Origin of the sequence: Bacillus sp. NEB1478 (assembly GCF_031582965.1) — a bacterium.
GTDB lineage: Bacteria > Bacillota > Bacilli > Bacillales > Fictibacillaceae > Fictibacillus.
Genome location: NZ_CP134049.1, coordinates 785474 through 806348 on the forward strand (window position 1 = coordinate 785474; position 20875 = coordinate 806348).

At 40.1% G+C, this 20875-nt stretch carries 22 protein-coding genes; 19 read left to right on the top strand and 3 right to left on the bottom strand.

Annotated elements, in window-relative coordinates; genetic code table 11:
- The first annotated feature begins 174 nt into the window (after positions 1 to 174).
- Both uvrB and uvrA read left to right on the top strand, forming a co-directional pair.
- A complete protein-coding gene (gene uvrB / locus RGB74_RS03670; RefSeq protein ID WP_310761642.1) occupies positions 175 to 2163 on the top strand; it encodes an excinuclease ABC subunit UvrB in 1989 nt (662 codons plus the stop codon).
- 6 nt (positions 2164 to 2169) lie between these two features.
- Positions 2170 to 5046: an excinuclease ABC subunit UvrA gene (gene uvrA / locus RGB74_RS03675; RefSeq protein ID WP_396136013.1), complete on the top strand. Its 2877-nt coding sequence runs from the start codon at positions 2170 to 2172 to the stop codon at positions 5044 to 5046.
- 191 nt (positions 5047 to 5237) lie between these two features.
- Here uvrA and RGB74_RS03680 read toward each other — a convergent pair whose 3' ends face one another.
- Together RGB74_RS03680 and RGB74_RS03685 are read right to left on the bottom strand one after the other, a co-directional pair.
- Positions 5238 to 5444: a hypothetical protein gene (locus tag RGB74_RS03680; RefSeq protein WP_310761643.1), complete on the bottom strand. Its 207-nt coding sequence runs from the start codon at positions 5442 to 5444 to the stop codon at positions 5238 to 5240.
- 112 nt (positions 5445 to 5556) lie between these two features.
- Positions 5557 to 5757 (bottom strand): hypothetical protein, encoded by a 201-nt coding sequence (locus RGB74_RS03685; protein ID WP_310761644.1) that lies wholly within the window; start codon positions 5755 to 5757, stop codon positions 5557 to 5559.
- Positions 5758 to 5922: 165 nt separating this feature from the next.
- Between RGB74_RS03685 and RGB74_RS03690 the strand changes: the two genes are divergently transcribed.
- From RGB74_RS03690 to RGB74_RS03770, 17 genes are all read left to right on the top strand, one after another.
- The gene (locus RGB74_RS03690) at positions 5923 to 6225 is read left to right on the top strand and encodes a magnetosome magnetite crystal formation protein family (protein WP_310761645.1); all 303 of its coding nucleotides are present in this window, start codon (positions 5923 to 5925) and stop codon (positions 6223 to 6225) included.
- 90 nt (positions 6226 to 6315) lie between these two features.
- Positions 6316 to 7386 carry a DUF4097 family beta strand repeat-containing protein gene (locus tag RGB74_RS03695; RefSeq protein WP_310761646.1) on the top strand — a complete coding sequence of 357 codons (1071 nt, stop codon included), beginning with the start codon at positions 6316 to 6318 and terminating at the stop codon, positions 7384 to 7386.
- 15 nt (positions 7387 to 7401) lie between these two features.
- Positions 7402 to 7593 carry a PspC domain-containing protein gene (locus RGB74_RS03700; RefSeq protein ID WP_310761647.1) on the top strand — a complete coding sequence of 64 codons (192 nt, stop codon included), beginning with the start codon at positions 7402 to 7404 and terminating at the stop codon, positions 7591 to 7593.
- On the top strand, positions 7593 to 7964 hold the full coding sequence (locus RGB74_RS03705; protein ID WP_310761648.1) for a phage holin family protein: 372 nt from the start codon (positions 7593 to 7595) through the stop codon (positions 7962 to 7964). Before RGB74_RS03700 ends, RGB74_RS03705 begins: the two co-directional genes overlap by 1 nt.
- A 198-nt stretch (positions 7965 to 8162) precedes the next feature.
- Complete coding sequence (locus RGB74_RS03710) at positions 8163 to 10580, top strand: immune inhibitor A domain-containing protein (protein ID WP_310761649.1); 2418 nt, start codon at positions 8163 to 8165, stop codon at positions 10578 to 10580.
- 634 nt (positions 10581 to 11214) lie between these two features.
- Positions 11215 to 11715 carry an Hsp15 family protein gene (locus RGB74_RS03715; protein WP_310761650.1) on the top strand — a complete coding sequence of 167 codons (501 nt, stop codon included), beginning with the start codon at positions 11215 to 11217 and terminating at the stop codon, positions 11713 to 11715.
- Between the two features lie 130 nt (positions 11716 to 11845).
- Complete coding sequence (locus RGB74_RS03720; RefSeq protein ID WP_310761651.1) at positions 11846 to 12349, top strand: GNAT family N-acetyltransferase; 504 nt, start codon at positions 11846 to 11848, stop codon at positions 12347 to 12349.
- A gap of 77 nt (positions 12350 to 12426) precedes the next feature.
- Positions 12427 to 13362 (top strand): HPr(Ser) kinase/phosphatase, encoded by a 936-nt coding sequence (hprK, locus tag RGB74_RS03725; protein WP_310761652.1) that lies wholly within the window; start codon positions 12427 to 12429, stop codon positions 13360 to 13362.
- 22 nt (positions 13363 to 13384) lie between these two features.
- On the top strand, positions 13385 to 14200 hold the full coding sequence (gene lgt / locus RGB74_RS03730; protein WP_310761653.1) for a prolipoprotein diacylglyceryl transferase: 816 nt from the start codon (positions 13385 to 13387) through the stop codon (positions 14198 to 14200).
- A 16-nt stretch (positions 14201 to 14216) separates the two neighbouring features.
- Positions 14217 to 15170: a nucleoside recognition domain-containing protein gene (locus RGB74_RS03735; protein WP_310761654.1), complete on the top strand. Its 954-nt coding sequence runs from the start codon at positions 14217 to 14219 to the stop codon at positions 15168 to 15170.
- Positions 15160 to 15801 (top strand): pyrophosphatase PpaX, encoded by a 642-nt coding sequence (gene ppaX, locus RGB74_RS03740; protein WP_310761655.1) that lies wholly within the window; start codon positions 15160 to 15162, stop codon positions 15799 to 15801. The genes RGB74_RS03735 and ppaX overlap by 11 nt, the downstream gene beginning before the upstream one ends.
- Positions 15802 to 16317 carry an acyltransferase gene (locus RGB74_RS03745; RefSeq protein WP_310761656.1) on the top strand — a complete coding sequence of 172 codons (516 nt, stop codon included), beginning with the start codon at positions 15802 to 15804 and terminating at the stop codon, positions 16315 to 16317. It abuts the gene before it with no gap.
- A gap of 90 nt (positions 16318 to 16407) precedes the next feature.
- On the top strand, positions 16408 to 16995 hold the full coding sequence (locus tag RGB74_RS03750) for a hypothetical protein (RefSeq protein WP_310761657.1): 588 nt from the start codon (positions 16408 to 16410) through the stop codon (positions 16993 to 16995).
- Positions 16996 to 17253: 258 nt separating this feature from the next.
- Positions 17254 to 17688 (top strand): GNAT family N-acetyltransferase, encoded by a 435-nt coding sequence (locus tag RGB74_RS03755; protein ID WP_310761658.1) that lies wholly within the window; start codon positions 17254 to 17256, stop codon positions 17686 to 17688.
- Between the two features lie 47 nt (positions 17689 to 17735).
- A complete protein-coding gene (locus RGB74_RS03760; RefSeq protein WP_310761659.1) occupies positions 17736 to 18035 on the top strand; it encodes a hypothetical protein in 300 nt (99 codons plus the stop codon).
- 218 nt (positions 18036 to 18253) lie between these two features.
- Positions 18254 to 18721 (top strand): SRPBCC family protein, encoded by a 468-nt coding sequence (locus tag RGB74_RS03765; RefSeq protein WP_310761660.1) that lies wholly within the window; start codon positions 18254 to 18256, stop codon positions 18719 to 18721.
- Between the two features lie 24 nt (positions 18722 to 18745).
- Positions 18746 to 19294: a histidine phosphatase family protein gene (locus RGB74_RS03770; RefSeq protein WP_310761661.1), complete on the top strand. Its 549-nt coding sequence runs from the start codon at positions 18746 to 18748 to the stop codon at positions 19292 to 19294.
- A gap of 225 nt (positions 19295 to 19519) precedes the next feature.
- Here the strand turns inward: RGB74_RS03770 and RGB74_RS03775 are convergent, their stop codons facing one another.
- A complete protein-coding gene (locus tag RGB74_RS03775) occupies positions 19520 to 20866 on the bottom strand; it encodes a GntP family permease (protein ID WP_310761662.1) in 1347 nt (448 codons plus the stop codon).
- Positions 20867 to 20875 lie beyond the last annotated feature (9 nt).

Sequence of the window (20875 nt, forward strand, 5' to 3'; positions counted from 1 at the left end):
GAAATGGGGTCAGACCCCATACAATTTATTTCCCGAGAGCGCCTAAATTCAAGTATACCACTTTAAAATCTTTCCAGAAACTTCTGCGAATATTTGTTCGTAATTATTAGGTTTTTGATAAGGTGCTGTGCTATAATTTGAGTAGCCAGAAATTAGGAACGGAGGTTCGGTTTTGTGAGTGAAAGTCATTCGTTTCAAATCAAATCGGATTATCAGCCGCAGGGCGACCAGCCAGCTGCGATAACCCATCTAGTAAACAATATTAATGAAGGTAAACGAAGTATGACCTTGCTTGGTGCAACAGGGACAGGGAAGACGTTTACCGTATCTAACGTTATACAGGAAGTAAATAAACCTACACTCGTTATTGCTCATAACAAGACACTAGCCGGACAGCTTTATAGTGAACTTAAAGAATTTTTTCCTAACAACGCTGTTGAATATTTTGTTTCTTATTATGATTACTACCAGCCGGAAGCATACATTGCACATTCTGATACTTACATCGAGAAAGACGCAAGCATCAATGACGAAATTGATAAACTTCGCCACTCTGCTACGTCGTCACTTTTTGAACGGAAAGACGTTATTATCGTTGCCAGTGTGTCATGCATTTATGGTCTAGGTTCTCCTGAGGAATATCGTGACATGGTAATTTCTTTGCGAGAAGGAATGGAAAAAGACCGTGATCAGCTTCTTCGCGATTTAGTAGACATACAGTACAACCGGAATGATATTAATTTTACGCGGGGTACGTTTCGTGTTCGCGGTGATGTGGTGGAAATCTTCCCGGCTTCACGCGATGAACGCTGTTTAAGGGTAGAGTTTTTTGGTGATGAAATTGACCGGATTACAGAAGTAGATGCACTCACAGGTGAAATAATCGGCGAGCGAAGTCACGTTGCTATTTTCCCTGCTTCCCACTTCGTAACCCGTGAAGAGAAAATGAAGCTTGCAATCAAACGAATCGAAGCGGAACTCGTAGAACGACTTAAAGAATTAAACGACGCAGGTAAGCTGTTAGAAGCACAACGATTGGAACAGAGAACACGCTATGATCTTGAAATGATGGCTGAAATGGGATTTTGTTCAGGCATTGAAAACTACTCCGTTCATCTGACACTTAGACCGCCAGGATCAACACCTTATACACTGCTCGATTATTTTCCTGAGGACTCGCTGATTGTAATAGATGAGTCTCACGTAACGTTACCTCAGATCAGAGGGATGTATAACGGAGATCAGGCGAGAAAGAGCGTTCTTGTGGAGCACGGCTTCCGTCTGCCTTCTGCAAAGGATAACCGTCCATTAACGTTTGAAGAATTTGAAAAATACAAGTTTCAGCACATCTATGTTTCTGCAACGCCGGGTCCTTATGAGCTGGAGCATGCGCCTGATCCTGTTGAGCAGATTATTCGTCCAACAGGCCTGCTGGACCCTACACTAGAAGTGCGTCCGATTAAAGGGCAAATCGATGACCTGCTTGGTGAGATCAATGAGAGAGTCGCAAAAAATGAAAGAGTGCTCGTTACAACATTAACGAAAAAGATGTCTGAAGATCTTACCGATTATTTTGTAGAACTTGGTATAAAAGTCCGTTACCTGCACTCAGAGATTAAAACACTGGAGCGGATCCAGATCATCAGGGATTTACGTCTGGGAGTGTTTGATGTCCTAGTCGGAATCAACCTTCTAAGAGAAGGTTTAGATATTCCGGAAGTTTCTCTCGTAGCAATTTTAGATGCTGATAAAGAAGGATTCCTTCGCTCTGAACGGTCATTGATTCAGACGATCGGCCGGGCAGCACGTAACTCAAACGGGCACGTTATTATGTATGGAGATAAAATTACGAAATCCATGCAGATTGCAATAGATGAAACGCAGCGAAGAAGAGAAAAACAGATGAAACATAATGAAGAACACGGCATTACACCTCAAACAATTAAGAAAGAGGTTCGTGATCTCATTCGTGCCACTCAAGCAGCTGAAGATACAGAATCATACACCGGCACAAAAGCTCCTAAGCAAAAGATGAGCAAAAAGGATCGCGAAGCCTTTATCGAAAGAATGGAAAAGGAAATGAAAGATGCCGCAAAGAACCTTCAGTTCGAGCGTGCAGCTGAGCTTCGTGACCTCATACTTGAGTTAAAAGCGGAAGGATGATTGTAGTTGGCTACCAATCAAAACATAGTTGTTAAGGGTGCAAGAGCCCATAATTTAAAAAATATAGATATTACGATTCCACGAGATAAGCTGGTTGTTTTAACTGGCTTATCAGGTTCTGGAAAATCTTCATTGGCTTTTGACACGATTTATGCTGAAGGCCAGCGCCGTTACGTAGAATCACTTTCTGCTTATGCGCGCCAATTTTTAGGACAGATGGATAAGCCGGATGTTGATTCCATAGAGGGACTTTCACCGGCGATTTCAATCGATCAGAAAACAACGAGCCGTAACCCTCGTTCAACAGTAGGAACGGTTACAGAAATCTATGATTATCTTCGTCTTTTATTTGCGCGTGTCGGACGACCAGTTTGTCCGGTTCATAACGTAGAAATTACGTCCCAGACGATTGAACAAATGGTAGATCGTATTTTGGAATATCCGGAGCGAACAAAGCTTCAAATTTTGGCACCTGTTGTTTCAGGACGCAAAGGGGAACATGTTAAAACCCTGGAGGATATTAAAAAACAGGGTTATGTTCGCGTGCGGATTAATGGGGAAATGCAAGAGGTTTCCGAAGAAATTAAGCTTGAAAAAAATAAAAAGCATTCAATTGAAATCGTCATCGACCGGATTGTTGTAAAAGAAGGGATCGCAACACGTTTAGCAGATTCCCTGGAGGCTGCTCTCAGTCTAGGAAGCGGTAGTGTTATCGTTGATGTTATGGGGGAAGAAGAACTCTTATTCTCTCAAAATCATGCTTGTCCTTATTGCGGTTTTTCGATCGGAGAACTCGAACCGCGTTTGTTTTCGTTTAACAGCCCATTTGGTGCCTGTCAGTCGTGTGATGGCTTAGGAGTGAAACTGGAAGTCGATCCGGAACTTGTCATTCCTGATTGGAGCCTATCACTTAATGAAAATGCAATTGCACCTTGGGAACCAATCAGTTCTCAGTATTATCCTCAGCTTCTAAAAAGCATTTGTAATCACTTTGGCATCGATATGGACACACCTGTAAAAGACTTGCCAAAAGATCAGATGGATAAGATTTTAAACGGCAGTGGAAAAGAATTTATAACTTTCCGCTACAAAAACGATTTTGGTCAAGTGCGCAAAAACGAAATTCAGTTTGAAGGCGTACTTGCTAACATTCAGCGCCGTTACCGCGAGACGAGTTCTGATTACATCCGTGAACAGATGGAAGGATATATGGCACAAAAGCCATGTCCGACATGTAAGGGTCACCGTTTAAAGAAAGAAGCTCTTGCTGTACTCATTAATGGAAAACATATCGGGCAAACAACGGCTATGTCTATTACTGAGGCGAAAGAATTTTTCGACAATCTTGATTTAACGAACAAAGAACGTGCAATCGCTAAGCTGATCCTCCGTGAAATCGTGGACCGATCTGGATTCTTGATTAATGTTGGATTAGATTATCTTACATTGAGCAGGGCGGCAGGAACACTATCCGGCGGGGAAGCCCAGCGTATACGATTAGCCACTCAAGTCGGTTCAAGATTGATGGGAGTCCTATATATTCTGGATGAGCCTTCAATCGGGCTTCACCAGCGTGACAATGACCGTTTGATCCGCACGCTCGAAGAAATGCGTTCCCTTGGGAACACGCTGATCGTCGTTGAACATGACGAAGACACGATGCTAGCGGCAGATTATATTATTGATATTGGGCCAGGAGCAGGTGCACATGGCGGTGTGATTACCTCAAAAGGTACACCTCAGGAAATTATGGAAGATCCTGAATCTCTTACAGGCCAGTATTTGTCAGGCAAGAAATTCATTCCTCTTCCTAAAAAGCGCCGTAAACCTGATGGCCGTTTTATAGAAGTGAAAGGTGCCACAGAAAACAATCTGAAAAATGTTTCTGTGAAGATTCCGCTCGGATTATTTACGGGAGTAACAGGGGTTTCAGGATCCGGAAAAAGTACGCTTGTAAACGAGATCTTGCATAAAGCACTTGCACAGAAACTCCATCGCGCGAAAGATAAGCCAGGAACTCATAAAGAAATAAAGGGTCTTGAGCACATCGACAAAGTTATCGATATTGACCAATCACCGATCGGACGTACACCGAGATCCAATCCAGCTACGTATACAGGCGTTTTTGATGATATTCGTGATGTTTTTGCTGCCACAAATGAGGCAAAGGTTCGCGGTTATAAAAAAGGACGTTTCTCGTTCAACGTAAAAGGCGGAAGATGTGAAGCTTGCCGTGGTGACGGGATTATTAAAATCGAAATGCACTTTTTACCGGATGTTTATGTACCGTGTGAAATTTGTCATGGTAAAAGGTATAACCGTGAAACGCTGGAAGTGAAGTACAAAGGAATGAACATTGCCGACATTTTGAACATGACAGTCGAAGATTCAGTAGAATTTTTCGCGAATATTCCTAAGATTAATCGCAAACTGCAAACCATTTTAGACGTTGGGTTAGGCTACATTAAACTGGGACAGTCAGCCACGACATTATCCGGCGGTGAAGCGCAGCGTGTGAAATTGGCTTCGCAGCTTCATAAGCGTTCTACCGGTAAGACGATTTATATCCTCGACGAACCAACAACAGGACTTCATGTGGATGACATTTCACGGTTGCTCGTCGTGCTGCAGCGTCTTGTAGACAACGGAGATTCAGTTCTCGTTATTGAGCACAATCTGGATGTTATCAAGCAGTGTGATCATCTTATTGATCTCGGACCTGAAGGCGGAAACAAAGGTGGTACAATCGTTGGGACAGGCACACCAGAAGAGCTGGCAGAAGTCGAAGAATCTCATACAGGCCGTTATCTGGCACCGATTTTAAAACGTGATAAAAAACGGATGACCGGTAAAGTGAAAGAAAAAGAAAAACTCGCAAAATAACTTAATCTGATAAAAAAGGTCAAATCATGATGAATGGTTTGATCTCTTCTTTTGGGAATTTTCTATACTTTGTTGCGAATTATCCAATGAGAGGATTAGCTGATATCCGATTTACCTTTACCTATCTGAAATATTAGAAAGATAACTACACACAATAAAACAGTGCCCCTCTATGAGAAGCACTGTTTTTCCTATTTTTTATACTTTTTTTCACTGGATGAAGAATCCTTCGTTCCTTTTTTATCTTTTTCTTCTCGTTTTTCTTGTTTTAAATCCTCCATTGGTATGGGATCTACATTACGTTCACTTTCAAATTTATCAAACAGACTTTCTTTATCTGTATCATACTGTTCAGGATTGTCCATTTTCCCTTTTTGTTTCTTGTTTTTATCGGTCATTTAGATTCACCTCAATCTGTTTATTGTATATATCTATCTTTTCCTTTAAAGTACGAAATTCAAACAAATTCTCCTCAAATCTTCAAAATTCGTTTAAAATAAATGAGGGAATTCATTTCCATATCTTAGAAATGATCTTATAGATCAGGTAATTAAACAAAATCACCATGCCTGTTGTAAATAAACCAGCCAGCAAGCGGTCTGTTATATTATAATCCTTGGCATTTTCCGTAATCACGCCAAATATAATACTAGCAGTCATGAGAACAGTAATGAATATGAATAATATTTTTAAAGTCTTTGCATTTTTCAAAATGGTAAGCTCCTTAGGGTGATTTTGTCATTATCATACGGAATTTTAGAAGTTATGTCGAATCGATATAGAGGAAAAGGAAGTTTGTATAAAAAGTCGAAGTAAAAAGGCACATGCCTTTTGCTATAAATTATTTGGTGTACCCATCAGCAGGAGGTTTGTTTTATGAACCAAAGTACAAAAAAAGTATTATCAGCACTTTGTTATTTCAGTTTATTTTTTGCTCCGTTTCTCTTTCCTATCATTATTTATTTTGTTGTTGATGAGGATGATGTGACGGAACACGCACAAAAATCTTTTATATCCCATTTAATGCCCGTAATAGCTGTACCACTGGGAATTATTATTGTTTTTGAATCACAATACAATTTAACAGCGATTATTATTTGCGGATTGACTTTTGGGTTATTGACATTAATTGTGACGATCTGGAATATTGTTAAAGGAATAAAAGTAGTAATCTCATAAAAACTTTGTACAAGTAATACCGGAGAAGAAACTCAGTCATCTTAGAATCAGCCGGCGCCGGTTAGGGAATCTAAAAGGAGGCGTCAATGCATGGAAGAACGAAAGATGATTTTAAACATGCTGAATGAAGGGAAAATTTCTGCGGAAGAAGCCGAAAAATTGCTATATGCACTAAACGATAAGAAAAAACTTGCGATGAACTCATTAAGTTTAAAAAAGAAAGCAGTGCATGGTGCAACAGCAGTAAAGTTACCGTCTTCGGGATATAAAGTAGCCAAGTTTTTTGATCGTGTTGTTAAACGGATAAAAACGGTTGATTTTGATTTGAATTTTGGGCCGTCCGAACCTGTACACTATGTATTTCAAGATAGCCATGTTATGTTTCAGGAAATGGACATTGAGGTTTATAACGGATCAGTAACCATCATTCCATGGGATCGAAAAGATGTTCAGGTGGAATGTGATGCACTTGTTTATAAAGTTGCAGAAGGGTCATCTGCGAAAACGAAATTCAGGAATGAAACGTTTTACGATTGTGATGCAACAAAGATGCGCTTTTATTCAAGAAACAAGCATCAAAAGGTGAATGCGGTTATTTCAATACCAAAAGAATCGTATGAAGATATAAAAGTAACAACATTTAATGGTCCAGTGAAAATCAGTAATTGTCATGCGAAAAATCTCGCGTTGAAGACAACTGTAGGTGCGATCGCTGCGAATCACTGCTCGGGTGAAACGATAAAAGCCAGTGCAGCAAATGGTTCACTGACACTGCAGGATTGTAAGTTCAAAGACGTGGAAGCTGAAACAATGAATGGACCTGTACGATTAACAGTAGACGCTGCTCAAGTCAGGTCTGAAACGATCAATGGCTCAATCTATTGCCGTTTTGCTTCAGCCGTTGAGGGGTATGCATCATTTAAGACAGTGACGGGGAAAATAGAAACAGAATTTCCTGAAACGCTTGAGTTGGAAGCTGTATTGAAAACGATCGTCGGCGGGTTTGTTTGTGACTTGGATAAAGTGGAAGTAAGAGAGGAAAAGAAGGAAGTAACAAGAAAGTACCTCTCCTTTACAACGAATAAAGGCTCAAATTGTCCATTATTTAAACTTGAAGCTGAGGCAAAAACAGGATCGGTCACGGTGTTAAAAGCGAAATAGAGGTGAAATGTCATCATGAAAAAACTAAAACGGTCAAGTGACGCAAAAATAGCTGGAGTATGTGGCGGTATTGCTGAATACATGAATGTTGATCCAACATTAATACGGCTTGCAACGGTGGCAATCGCCATTTTTACTGTCGTATTCCCGGTAGTTCTCGTCTATTTTATCGCTATGGCAGTCATGCCTGAGGAATGCGAATTTTAATGAGAAACTGGATCATATCTTTGCTCATCAATACAATTGCATTAATGGTCGTGGCCGGATATTTTGACAGTTTTCATATTGAAAACATCGGAGCTGCATTATTAGCGAGTGTCCTTTTGTCCCTGTTTAATGTATTCCTAAAACCGCTGCTGATTATCCTTACATTGCCCGTTACAATTGTTTCTTTAGGGCTATTCCTGATCGTCATAAACGCAGCCCTCTTATCTTTGACTGCAGAACTGATGGGAAACTCGTTCAATATAGACAGTTTCGGCATGGCTTTACTCGCGTCCATCATTATTTCATTATTGAACATGTTTCTGACTAACTTTATATATGAACCACTTAAGAAACGAAGAAAAAGAAAATAGTATTTAGGGGCACCTCAAAATGATGAGGTGCTTTTTTATGTGAAAAGAACCGTTTTTATATTAAAAATAAGTATAAATACCTAGTAGAAACTGTTCCCGTATAGTACTTAAGGCTAGTTTCAGTTTTTTCCTAATATGGTACATTTTAAAAGCGATAAATTCTGAATATTCATAGTTTTACAACTAGGAGGGATTGTTTTGGGGAAGAAGAAAAAGGTTTGGGGAAAGAGTTTGCTTGCTACAGGTTTAACGATTGGACTAGCCTCATCATCTTTGTTCGCAGGAACAATGAATGTTAAGGCACAAAATGCAATGGATGAGGTTGTTAAAGGAAAACCTAGTCACACACATTCAGCATTAGACGCGGCAATTGTTAATGAGGATAAATTAATAGAATCACTCATTAGACAAGGAGTGATTTCGAAGGATGCTTCCGCAAAGCAAAAAGAAGCAGCACTCCAACAGTATTTAGAGCTTAAGGGAAAAGAAAGCGGAGTAAGGGAGAACGATCCTCTCGCTGCGAAAGTAAAGGCTTCAAATGCCGAAAAACAGCGTGAATTTAAAGAGTTTAATAATGGTCTATTAAATGGTAATGGTAAAAAGAACGGTCATTATAAAAAACAACCAGACCCTGTAGATGAAACGAAATATACAGGTAAAGTTAGAAAAGATAATGTTCTAGTTCTTGCTGTTGAGTATTCTGATTTTGCTCATAACAACCTCAAGCCTAATGAAACAGATAACTACTATAAGGATTATCCGCTATCACACTATGAAGATATGATTTTTGGAGAGAACGGAGTAAAAGGACCGAACGGTGAAAACTTCGTTTCGATGAAGCAATTCTATGAACAGCAATCAGGCGGTACATATTCTGTTCAAGGAAAAGCATACGGATGGTTGAAAGTTCCTGGAACAGCAGCTTACTATGGATCAGATAATGCCTCAGGCGGTCATGACAATGTAACACCAGGCGGGTCTAAGCAGCTAGTTGTAGATACTTACAAAGCAGCTTTAGCAGCTGGCGTACCAGTTGAAAACTATGATTCAGAGGATCCGCATGATTTTGATGGTGATGGAAATGTACTCGAGCCAGATGGTCTAGTAGATCACTTGATGATTATTCACTCAGGTATGGGTCAAGAAGCTGGCGGTGGTTCGCTTGGAGACAAAGCTGTTTGGTCTCATCGTTCTGCAAAATTTGTTGACCTTGATGGTTATGACAATTCAATCCAAAACCCAATTGGCAAGCCTGGTTTCTATGATTACACAATGATGCCTGAAGATGGAGCAACAGGAGTTTTCGCTCACGAGTACGGACATGATCTTGGCTATCCGGATGAATATGACACGATTTACTCTGGAACTGGAGAGCCAGTAGGGTACTGGTCTATTATGTCAGGTGGTTCATGGGCTGGGAAAATCCCGGGAACGGAACCAACTGGATTCTCTCCTTTGGCAAAATCGTTCTATCAGTCTACGATCGGCGGAAACTGGACAACTCCAACTGCTGTAGAATGGAAAGATGTGTCTACAAAAGGAACGCAATTCTTACTTGATCAGGCTAACTCACCAAATGGCCAAAACAACCAAGCCATTCAAGTAAATCTTCCACAAAAGGCTACACCTGTTAATACTCCGGCTACTGGTTCTTATGAATACTGGGGCGGACAACAGGATGAAATTGATACAAATATGGTAACTACAGTAGACCTTACTGGAAAAACTTCAGCTAAGTTAAATTTTGATTCTTGGTATAAGATTGAAAAAGATTGGGATTATGCGTTTGTCCAAGTATCAACAGATAATGGTGCAGCTTGGAAGTCTCTAGGTAATGCAAACACTAACTCTAATCCTGTTTCAGGTGCGTATCCTACAATTGCTCCTAACCTTCCTGGTTTTACTGGTGATTCAAAGGGATGGACTGCACAAGAGTTTGATCTTACTGAATACGCTGGACAAAAAGTTCAACTGAAGTTCCGTTACATTACTGACTGGGGCACAAGTGAACAAGGATTTTATGTAGACAATGTTAAAGTAACTGCTGACGGCTCAACTCTTCTTGAAGATGGAGGAGAAGCAGATAACGGTACTTTCACATTAGATGGGTTTTCAAAATCTGATGGGAACAAATACAGTGACCATTACTACCTTCTTGAATGGAGAAACCATGCTGGCGTAGATATGGGTCTAAAGAACATCCGTCGTGGCGCTTCATTAATGAGCTATGATAGTGGATTAGTAATTTGGTATGTTGATCCAACATATACAGATAACTGGACTGGTGTTCACCCTGGTGAAGGATTCGTTGGTGTAGTTGATGCTCACATTAATGACCTGAAATGGAGTACTGGTGTAGAAGCAAGCTCTCGCTACCACATTGCAGATGCTGCGTTTGGTCTAAATCCAACTTCAGCTTTGAGCCTTGATTATCCAGGTGTTCAAACGCTTAACCTTGCTAGTCAGCCAGGGGTACCTCTGTTTGATGACAGTAAGTCATTCGCAAATCCGTTCATGCCTGATGCTGGACGTAATACTGGGAATTACGGATTAAAAGTTCGTGTTAACGGACAAGCAAAAGACAATTCTGTCGGAGCAATCGTGATCTACAAATAAACAATGAAAAAGTAGGATGTCTCGAAAAGAGTCATCCTATTTTTTTGCTGTGTTCGAAACCGTTTTTGCTCTTAGAAGTGGTTGATTAAGGTTCATACGAAAATGACCTAAAAAAATACAATTTTTTTCAGAAAATTATGGTAATAAATCGAATGATTTGATAAAATAAAAGCATCTGTTTGAAAGAAAGGAACTTCGTGACCTGTATGCCAACATATAATCTGTAATGGAAAACAACTGGATCGCTTCTTAACCGTTAAAAAACACAATGTTTTTGACCACGGGAGAAGTCTGTCTACATCCCATTACAGAGGAAATACAGCGAACTGCAGTCCGTTAGTTTTATAACGATGCGCGTTCAAAGCTCTCCTTATTAGCGGGGGAGCTTTTTTTGTTTTGTATATTGATAAGCGTCGATCTCGTCGTCAGCTTTGTTTCTGTGGTACTAATCGAAATATGCTTGCTCCTTCGATTACTCGTTGTAACTCGCAGTTTTCGTGCAAGCTATGCTCGTCGTTCCTAGAAACTTTGCTACCTTAATCTACTCGCTTTTAAATTAACAAATTTGGGGACTGCAAGACATTCAAATAGAAGTTGTATTTCTTCACTTATCAAATTTCGAGGTGAAGAAACTATGCAAACTCAACAATATTCATTAGTGCTTCGTCATAAAGAAGAAGCAAATACGGTAGATAAACAATGTAAGATGTGCGGGAAAGTAGTCACTTTTACAGATACAACAAACAGAAGACATAATGCGAACGGTAAAAATATTTACCAATTTGCTATCTATAAATGTCCGAAGAACCATTCCTGGAATAAAAAACGGGGTATTTATAAATCATTTTCAGAACATGTCGACCCAGCATCAATTGTCCCAACTGAATTTGAGACAGTACCGGAAAATAAAAAGATAGTATTGGGCCACATTATTCATGGTTTGATAGAAATTACAATCTCAGAAGTGGATGGCCATTTTCGTTTAGACCGGGCACTTTCCGAACAAATTGAAGGTGTTAGCCGTTCAGCCATCTCACAAAAAATTAAAGAAGGTACAATTCTACTAAACAATTGTTTAACGAAACCAAGCCAAAGACTCTCGCTTCATGATAAAATTTTAATAAAAGCAAAATAATTCAACATAGAGAAAGACCGTTTGATATTTTTATGAACGGTCTTTTTTAGCACTTAAAAGAAGTATAACTTGTACCCATAATGAAGGTTTGGCGAAAGGCAAGTTTTTTTAAAGAAAGGGGTAAGGGGATTTGGAAACGACAAGATTAGTATTTAATCCGTATACGAATGATGATTTTCCTTTCTTTGCCTCACTATGGGCGGACAAAGATGTGGTTCAATATATTGGAAAAGGAACCACTCGTACGATTGAAGAAGCTCGCAAAAGCTTTAACGACTGGCTTCTTCCAGGTTATAAGGATGGTCGCGGGTTGTTCCTGATTACCTTAAAAGAAACGAATCAGCCGATCGGCCACGCGGGGATCGTAACCCAAATAATAGATGGCAAGAAAGAATATGAGATTGGGTATTGGCTTTCAAAGAATCACTGGGGCAAAGGCTATGCGTCAGAGGCGGCAGCCTATTTTCACCAATATGCGATAAATACACTTGGTTTTCATAGAGTGATTTGCCTCATCCAAGAACGTAATACGAGATCGATAAAAGTAGCAGAAAAGTTAGGAATGAAGTTTGAAAAAACAACTTCATTTAATGCCATTCCTGTCCAAGTGTTTGTATCGGAGTATGATTATTAAAAAATATTTCACACTTTTGGAGAATAAGGAGGTGAAGTGATACAATATAAGCATTGGAAAATGGCAAGGAGGACCCTATGGCGAAGGTACATATTTATGAATTAATCGATAAATTTCAACTTGAGCTCGTAAGCGGAGAAGAAGGAATTCACCGCACGATTCGGACAAGTGATATTTCACGTCCAGGCTTAGAAATGGCAGGCTATTTTACTTACTATCCCGCTGAACGTCTTCAGCTACTGGGAAAAACAGAACTAACCTTTACATCAGAAATGGACGAAGAAACGCGCATGGAGAGATTTGAACAGCTATGTACGGATGAAACGCCCGGCATTATTATTTCGCGGGATATTGAAGTGCCAAAAGAGCTGTTAAAAGCTTCTCATAAATCAGGCGTTCCAATCATGCGATCGAAAGTAACGACGACTCGTCTTTCCAGCCGTATAACAAACTTTTTGGAAAGCAGGCTAGCACCCACAACCGCAAAGCATGGTGTGCTTGTAGATATATATGGGATCGGCGTTCTGATTACCGGTAACTCAGGTGTTGGTAAAAGTGAAACAGCACTCGAGCTTGTGAAGCGCGGTCACAGACTTGTAGCCGATGATTCTGTAGAAATCCGTCAGGAAGATGAACAAACATTAATCGGAAGTGCACCGGAACTCATTCAGCATCTGCTTGAAATAAGAGGCTTAGGTATCATCAACGTAATGACCTTATTTGGAGCTGGAGCAATTCGTAATTATAAAAAAATCTCAATCGTTATGAACCTGGAAATTTGGGATTCTAAAAAAGTGTACGACAGATTAGGTTTGGAAGAAGAGACGACGAAGATCATCGATACCGAAATTCCGATCCTTACGATTCCAGTCCGCCCTGGACGAAACTTAGCTGTCATTATTGAAGTGGCATCAATGAACTTCCGTTTGAAGCGAATGGGCATGAACGCAGCACAGGATTTCTCGGAAAGACTGACAAACGTAATTGAAGCTGGGGATGAAGACGACTTTTAAGAGATAAAAGGAAGTGGAGAACATGGAACAAACGATTCAGCCTTTAAATCGGGTTGCGTTGGAATTAGGACCGCTGACGATTTACTGGTATGGAATTATTATTGGTTTAGGAGCCCTGCTGGGGTTATTTCTTGCTATTCGAGAATCAGAACGCAGAGGCTTGGAAAAAGATACTTTTGTGGATGTAGTCATGATTGCGGTACCTGTCGCGATTCTTTGTGCAAGACTTTATTATGTTGCGTTTGAATGGGATTTTTATAAAGATCATCCGAGTAAGATCTTAGCGGTTTGGGAAGGCGGCATCGCGATTCACGGTGCTTTAATCGGATCCTTTTTAACAGCTCTTATTTTTTCGAAAAAGAGAGGCATTTCTTTTTGGAAGCTCGTTGATATAGCGGCTCCAAGTATTTTGCTTGGTCAGGCGATCGGCCGCTGGGGAAATTTTATGAATCAGGAAGCACATGGCAGAGCTGTAACGAGAGGATTTCTTGAATCGCTGCATCTGCCGGATTTTATTATTAACCAAATGTATATCGATGGTACTTACTATCATCCTACGTTTTTATACGAATCTCTTTGGAGTTTGCTAGGTGTTTGCATTTTATTGTATTTACGAAGAGTCAACCTGCACAGAGGGGAACTGTTCTTAAGTTATTTGATCTGGTATTCGATCGGACGTTTCTTTGTAGAAGGAATGCGTACAGACAGCTTGATCGTCTGGGATACATCGCTCCGAATCGCTCAAGTAATGAGCTTAGTATGGATTGCAGGTGCGATCATTATCTGGATCTACAGAAGAAAGACAGGGTTAGCGGAAAAACGATATTTAGAAAGCTAAAGGGGGCGCGTGAAAAGTGGAGACGTTAAAAAATGGAACACTAGCAGGATTGAAAACCACTTGGACGCTCGGGAAAATCATCTTTCCAGTGACACTGATCATTACGATTCTTAGTCATACACCTGTTATGGATTGGATTATTACTGCAATTTCACCCGCGATGAAGTGGATCGGCTTGCCTGGTGAGGCAGCGATTCCGCTTGTGCTCGGTAATTTTCTTAATCTTTATGCGGGGATCGGGGGTATTTTAACCCTCGATTCACTTTCGGTTCAAGACGTTTTTATCCTTGCTGTTATGCTGTCTTTTTCACACAATCTTTTTATTGAATCCAGTGTGGCCGCAAGTGTCGGCATCAAATTATGGGTGATTTTGCTTGTCCGTGTTGGATTGGCGCTCATCGCTGCGTTTTTGATCAATGTATTGTGGGATGGCGGAGCGGAAAAAGCGCAATATGGATTCATATCAAAGCCTGATGCATTACCGAACGGCTGGGGTGAAATTACACTCGCTGCCCTTGAAAAAGCGGCACTTGGTATCTTACAGATTGCACTGATTGTTATACCTTTGATGATCATCATGCAATACTTAAAAGATACAGGCTGGCTGAACCGCTTTTCAAATTGGATGGCACCGGCAATGAAACTGTTAGGTATGAAACCCAATACGTCGATGACGATGGCTGCTGGGCTGACAATCGGCCTTGCATACGGAGCGGGTGTGATGCTGCAGGCTGCGAAGGAAGATGGCGTTTCAAAAAGGGATTTGTACTTAGCTTTTATTTTCCTTGTCAGCTGTCATGCTGTCGTTGAAGATACACTAATCTTCGTTCCACTCGGTATACCTGTATTGCCGCTATTGGTTATACGGCTCGTAACAGCCATTTTTCTTACGATGCTTGTGGCCTTTGTCTGGAACCAGTTGGAACGGAAAAATAGTTTAATAAGAGAGGAAGCACAACATGAAGCGTAACACCATACTCTTTGATTTAGATGGGACTTTGATTAATACAAACGAACTAATCATTGCCTCTTTTCTTCACACTTTAAATAAATACTTTCCAGAGCAGTACAATCGAGAACAAATCCTTCCGTTTATGGGCATGCCGCTCGTTGAAACGATGGAACAGATCGACATCAATCGTGTACCTGAACTCATACAGACTTACCGTGAACATAATATTTCTAACCACGATAACCTTGTTACTGAGTTTGAAGGAGTTTTCGAAACGGTAGAAGAATTGTATAAAAAAGGCTATAAATTGGGCATTGTAACAACGAAAATGAGAAATACTGTTGAAATGGGATTAAAGCTCGTTGGTCTAGATAAGTTCTTCAAAACAGTTGTTACGCTCGATGATGTCGAAAAGGCAAAACCAGATCCAGAACCGATTTTAAAAGCTTTAGCTTTACTGCAATCGAAACCAGATGAAGCGATTATGGTCGGTGACAGTAAATATGATATTCTTGGCGGCCAGAACGCAGGAACACAAACGGCTGGTGTATCTTGGACGATTCGGGGAAATGATTATCTGCAGCAGTTTAATCCGGATTATATGCTAAACCATATGACGGATTTGCTGGATGTTTTAGGAGAGAGATAAGTGCGTGATACAGAGCGTTATCCTGTAAAAGGCAGGAACTCGTTATATCAAGTTTACGATACGGTCCCTTTTTGGAAAGTCGTGAAAAATTTTATAACGATCCAAGTTGCTCGCTACACCCCTTTTTTACCGATGAAAAACTGGCTTTACCGCACTATTTTAAATATGAAAGTGGGGGAAGGCACGGCTTTTGCTCTAATGGTAATGCCGGATATTATGTACCCCGAGCGTATTTCTGTAGGTAAGAACTGCGTGATTGGCTACAACACTACCATTCTTGCTCATGAATATTTGATCAAGGAATACCGCCTAGGCGACGTAATCGTTGGTGATGAGGTTATGATTGGCGCAAATTCTACGATTCTGCCTGGTGTAACCATTGGAGATGGTGCGATTGTCTCTGCGGGGACACTCGTTCATAAAAATGTACCAGAGGGTTCATTCGTCGGAGGGAATCCGATGCAAGTGATTTATACAAAAGAAGAACGGTCTAAGAGGGAAACGACAAACAGCTAGAAATTTGTCGGATGTTCCCCTCTTGGATTTTTCCATTGTTTCATCGTATACTTAAATCAGGCAAAAAAGCGAAAGCTGGAGGCGCATACTATGAGAAGGAAATCATTCTCGATTGTTTTTTTGAAGAATACATTTAGAATTGGACACCTAGTAGAAGACAACTGCCAGTCTCAACATGCACCGATAGCTCATCCACAGAATAAGGTCGAACAGCTTGCCGCCCGGGATACTTACCGTTTCCGGACAGCGGTTTCTAAAATGAAAGGCAGCGGCCTCGTTAAGCATTATGAACTTCAAAGCACTCGTGCAAAACTGGTTTTTTTCGGCGATTATTCTACCTACAAGCGTTATGTACCCCATCCTGCGTTTACACGCGAGCATTTTCAGCATTATTTTGGTTCAGAAGATTTAATTTGTGAATTTCTCCTTGATACTTCTATTTATTTATTTAAAGAACTCCATTTTTTAAACGAAATCCAACTAGACATACCGAATCACGGCAAGCTTTATACGGTTGAGCTGACGCGCAGTGAACTTGATGAACATATGAATTGCGACCTTTCCAACAAGAAAGACGGGCACCATCATCGCTTTTTTTATATTTATCGGGATGAAGAACTTGATCAGTTCACCAATCAATTCGTAAAAGTAAAACGTCTAAGAAGGAAAAAACTATAAACTTATTTTAAATTGGCGCCCAATCGCCTATCGAACTGGGTGTCATTTTTTTATTATTGGCCCTGTTAAACATCGCAGTTAAAATGACAAAGAAAATCTGCGACACTCAGGCTAGAAAAACGGGCTGACGAGACCCCTCAGGAGGTACGACAAGGAGGCATGGCGGTTCGTAAGTGGAAAGGGAGTCGATTTTCTGACTTTCAAGGAATCAACACTATCAAATAACAGAGCTTTATTATTAAAGGATAGGTGAATGGGATGCAGCTGACATTTAAACAGCTTGAAGGAACAGAAGTGTTAGAGCATGAGGGTCTTTTAGAGTTGTATAAGCGTATATTTGAAGGTTCAGATCGCATGACTGAGCCTCCAGTTATGAAAAACTTTCGAGCTTGGATCGCTATTTCAGATGATCAAGTGATTGGTTTTAAAGCCGGGTACGAACTAAAGCCTAGTAAGTATTACAGTTGGCTGGGCGGTGTCCATCCAGATTTCAGAAATAACGGAATAGCAGGTAAACTGATGGAGATGCAGCACAAATGGTGCAGTTCGAATGGTTTTAACATCATTCAAACGAAGACAAAAAATAAATGGAAAAGCATGCTGATACTAAATCTAAAACATGGTTTTGATATTATCGGTACCTACACAGACAGCAAAGGTGAACCTAAAATCATTCTAGAGAAAAACCTGTAACATTTTAGGCTGCCCGCATAGTATGCATTATGTGGGGTGGATAATAAATGAGCATCAAAGATAAAGTAAAGCAGTGGTTTATAGGACCAGTTCATAAAGAAGAATCACTCATTCCAATTGAAAATAAAGAACAATTTTCAGCTGTACTGACATCGGGTACACCGATTATTTTCAAAAAAACGATCGGTTACGGCCTCATCATGTTTGAGGAGAAGAATCAACTCGGAGTTGTGCAGGTAAAAGATGTTTTTAACACGAGTGAAGAGCTTCGTCATTACTTAACGCAGTCGGACTTTCATAGCTTTTTTGAAGAACGGGTGCGTGAAGGGATTTCATTTTATACGTAGAATAGTCATATAAGGAAAAAGCATCCATTCATTTGGATGTTTTTATTTTTGGAAACAACGAAGCGGTTTTGAATGGAATACCTTTTAGCGGTTGATAAGATGAACATTTTAAAAAGTCTTTAGTGTAAAGAATTACGCACGATTTAGTGCCATACCCTCCATTAGCAGCAAAGTTTACGAAACCAACCATAATTAAAAGAAAGTAAGAGGTTCATGCAATGCCAGTGATTGAGCATCGAGAATGTATACAAGCACCTATTGAAATGTGTTTTGATCTAGCAAGGAATGTAGAAGTACATACACAAACAACTTCTCATACAAAGGAAAGAGCGGTTTCCGGTATTACTTCTGGATTGATGGAAAAGGGAGATTCGGTTACATGGGAAGCAGTTCACATTGGCATAAAACAGCGGCTTACCGCCAAAATAATTGAGATGGAAAGACCCTTTCATTTTGTGGATGTGATGGTGAAAGGAGCATTTCATTCTTTCACACATACCCATACATTTGAAGAGAGCAATGATGGTACAGTAATGGTGGATCATTTTGATTACAAGTCTCCTCTTGGCATTCTCGGTAATTTAGCAGATTGGTTGTTTTTAAAGAAGTACATGACCCGTTTTCTTGTAAAACGAGCCAAAGCTCTAAAAGAAATAGCTGAAAATGAAGTTAATTATACAAAATAATAGATGAAATGGCAGTGTCAAAAAATGAAAATAGGTTTAGTGCGTCACTTTAAAGTGACAAGAGGTTATCCGACTCAAAAATGGATTACCCCTTCAGAATTTGATCAATGGCTAAAAGAATATGAAGAATCCGATGTTGAAGAATCAATAGTAGATTTAGGAGATATTGAGTGGCAAAAGTGTTATGTGAGCACGATTCGCAGAGCGGAATATACGGCTGAAAAAATCTTTACGGGAGAACTCATCAAAACAGATGACCTCAGGGAGATTCCTGTATATCCGTTCTTCAAACGCAATATAAAACTGCCGGTACTTTTCTATCCCCTATTTGTAAGAGCTGCCTGGTTTTTTAACCATAAATCGCAATTGGAACGCAGAATAGATGTAGAAAAGAGAGTATCAAGGATTATTGACCGAGTGATAGAGGAAAGTGGTGAAAGTGCACTCATCGTCAGTCATGGTGCGCTGATGATGTTTATGAGGAAAGAGTTGATTAGACGAGGGTTTAATGGACCGCGGTTGGGGAGACCGGAGAATGCTAAGCTTTACCTTTACGTCAATGACGTCAATTGATAAGCGGCGAATCTCGTCGTCAGATTCGGTTCTGCGGTACTCACGTATGTGTAATACGATCCGTGTCCTCGAACCTTCTCTTTCTCGACCTTCTTGCTTCTTAATTGACTTTGAGGGCTGATAAGCGGCGAATCTCGTCGTCAGCATCGTTTTTTTGTAAAGAGAAAAGAGAATCAAATTACATAATAAAGCCCTGTAAGAAGATTCTTACAGGGCTTTTAGCCTTTATACGAACAAACTTAATAATAAGATAAATCCTAATCCAGCAACGGAAATTATAGTCTCAAGCAATGTCCATGTTGCGAATGTTTCTTTCATGCTTAAACCGAAGTATTCTTTAAACATCCAGAAACCTGCATCATTAACGTGTGAAGCTATTAAACTTCCAGCACCTGTTGCAAGAACGACTAAAGCTAAGTTTGCGTCAGTTTGACCAAGCAACGGTATGACTAGACCTGACGTTGTTAAGGCAGCAACAGTGGCAGAACCTAGAGAGATTCTTAAAATGGCTGCGATAATCCATGCGAGCAAGATCGGTGAGAAAGAAGTTCCTTTAAACAATTCTGCTACGAAGTTACCTACGCCGCCATCGATCAGTACTTGTTTAAAAGCACCGCCGCCCCCAATGATAAGAAGCATCATACCGATTTGTGTAATAGCAGTTGTACAAGAGTCCATTACGTTTTTCATCGGAATCTTTCTTGCTAATCCCATTGTATAAACGGCTACAAGTAAAGAAATTAACATTGCAGTCGATGCATTACCGATAAAACGGATGATTTCAAATCCTTTACTATCATCAATTCCCATTGTCTCTTGAATTAAAGTAATGATCGTCGCAATCGACATTAAGATAACAGGAAGCATTGCTGTAAATACTGAGATACCAAACGAAGGTGTGTCTTCTAGTTTGAATTCTTTTTGTTCACCTAAAGAGGCGATATTACCTGTTTTGTTAAATGAATCAGGAACAATTTTTTTAGCAATCTTCGTAAATACGGGACCTGCTAAAATAACGGTTGGGATAGCAATGATAAAACCATAAAGTAAAACTTCACCAATGTTAGCGCCAAATTCTCCTGCGATTACTGTTGGTCCCGGGTGAGGAGGCAAGAAACCGTGTGTTACGGATAGAGCTGCTACCATTGGAATGCCGAGATAAAGAATAGAAACTCGTAATTGTTTTGAAATGGCAAATACGATTGGAATCAATAATACTAGACCTACTTCAAAGAATAGAGCAATACCGATAATGAATGAAGCGACAACAATCGCCCACTGAATTTTCTTTTCGCCAAATTTTTCAATCAAAGTTATGGCTATACGCTGTGCGCCGCCTGCGTCAGCAATCAGCTTACCTAGCATTGCACCAAGTCCAAAAATGAGAGCTAAATGACCAAGGGTACCTCCTAATCCAGCTTCAATCGATTTTACAATGTTATCAAGCGGCATTCCAAGTGCTAATGCAACACCAAATGAAACGATGATTAAAGAAATAAATGTATTTAATTTGAAATACATGATTAATAAAAGTAACGCTAAAATTCCGCAAGCAACTATAAATAATGGCATGATAATAAT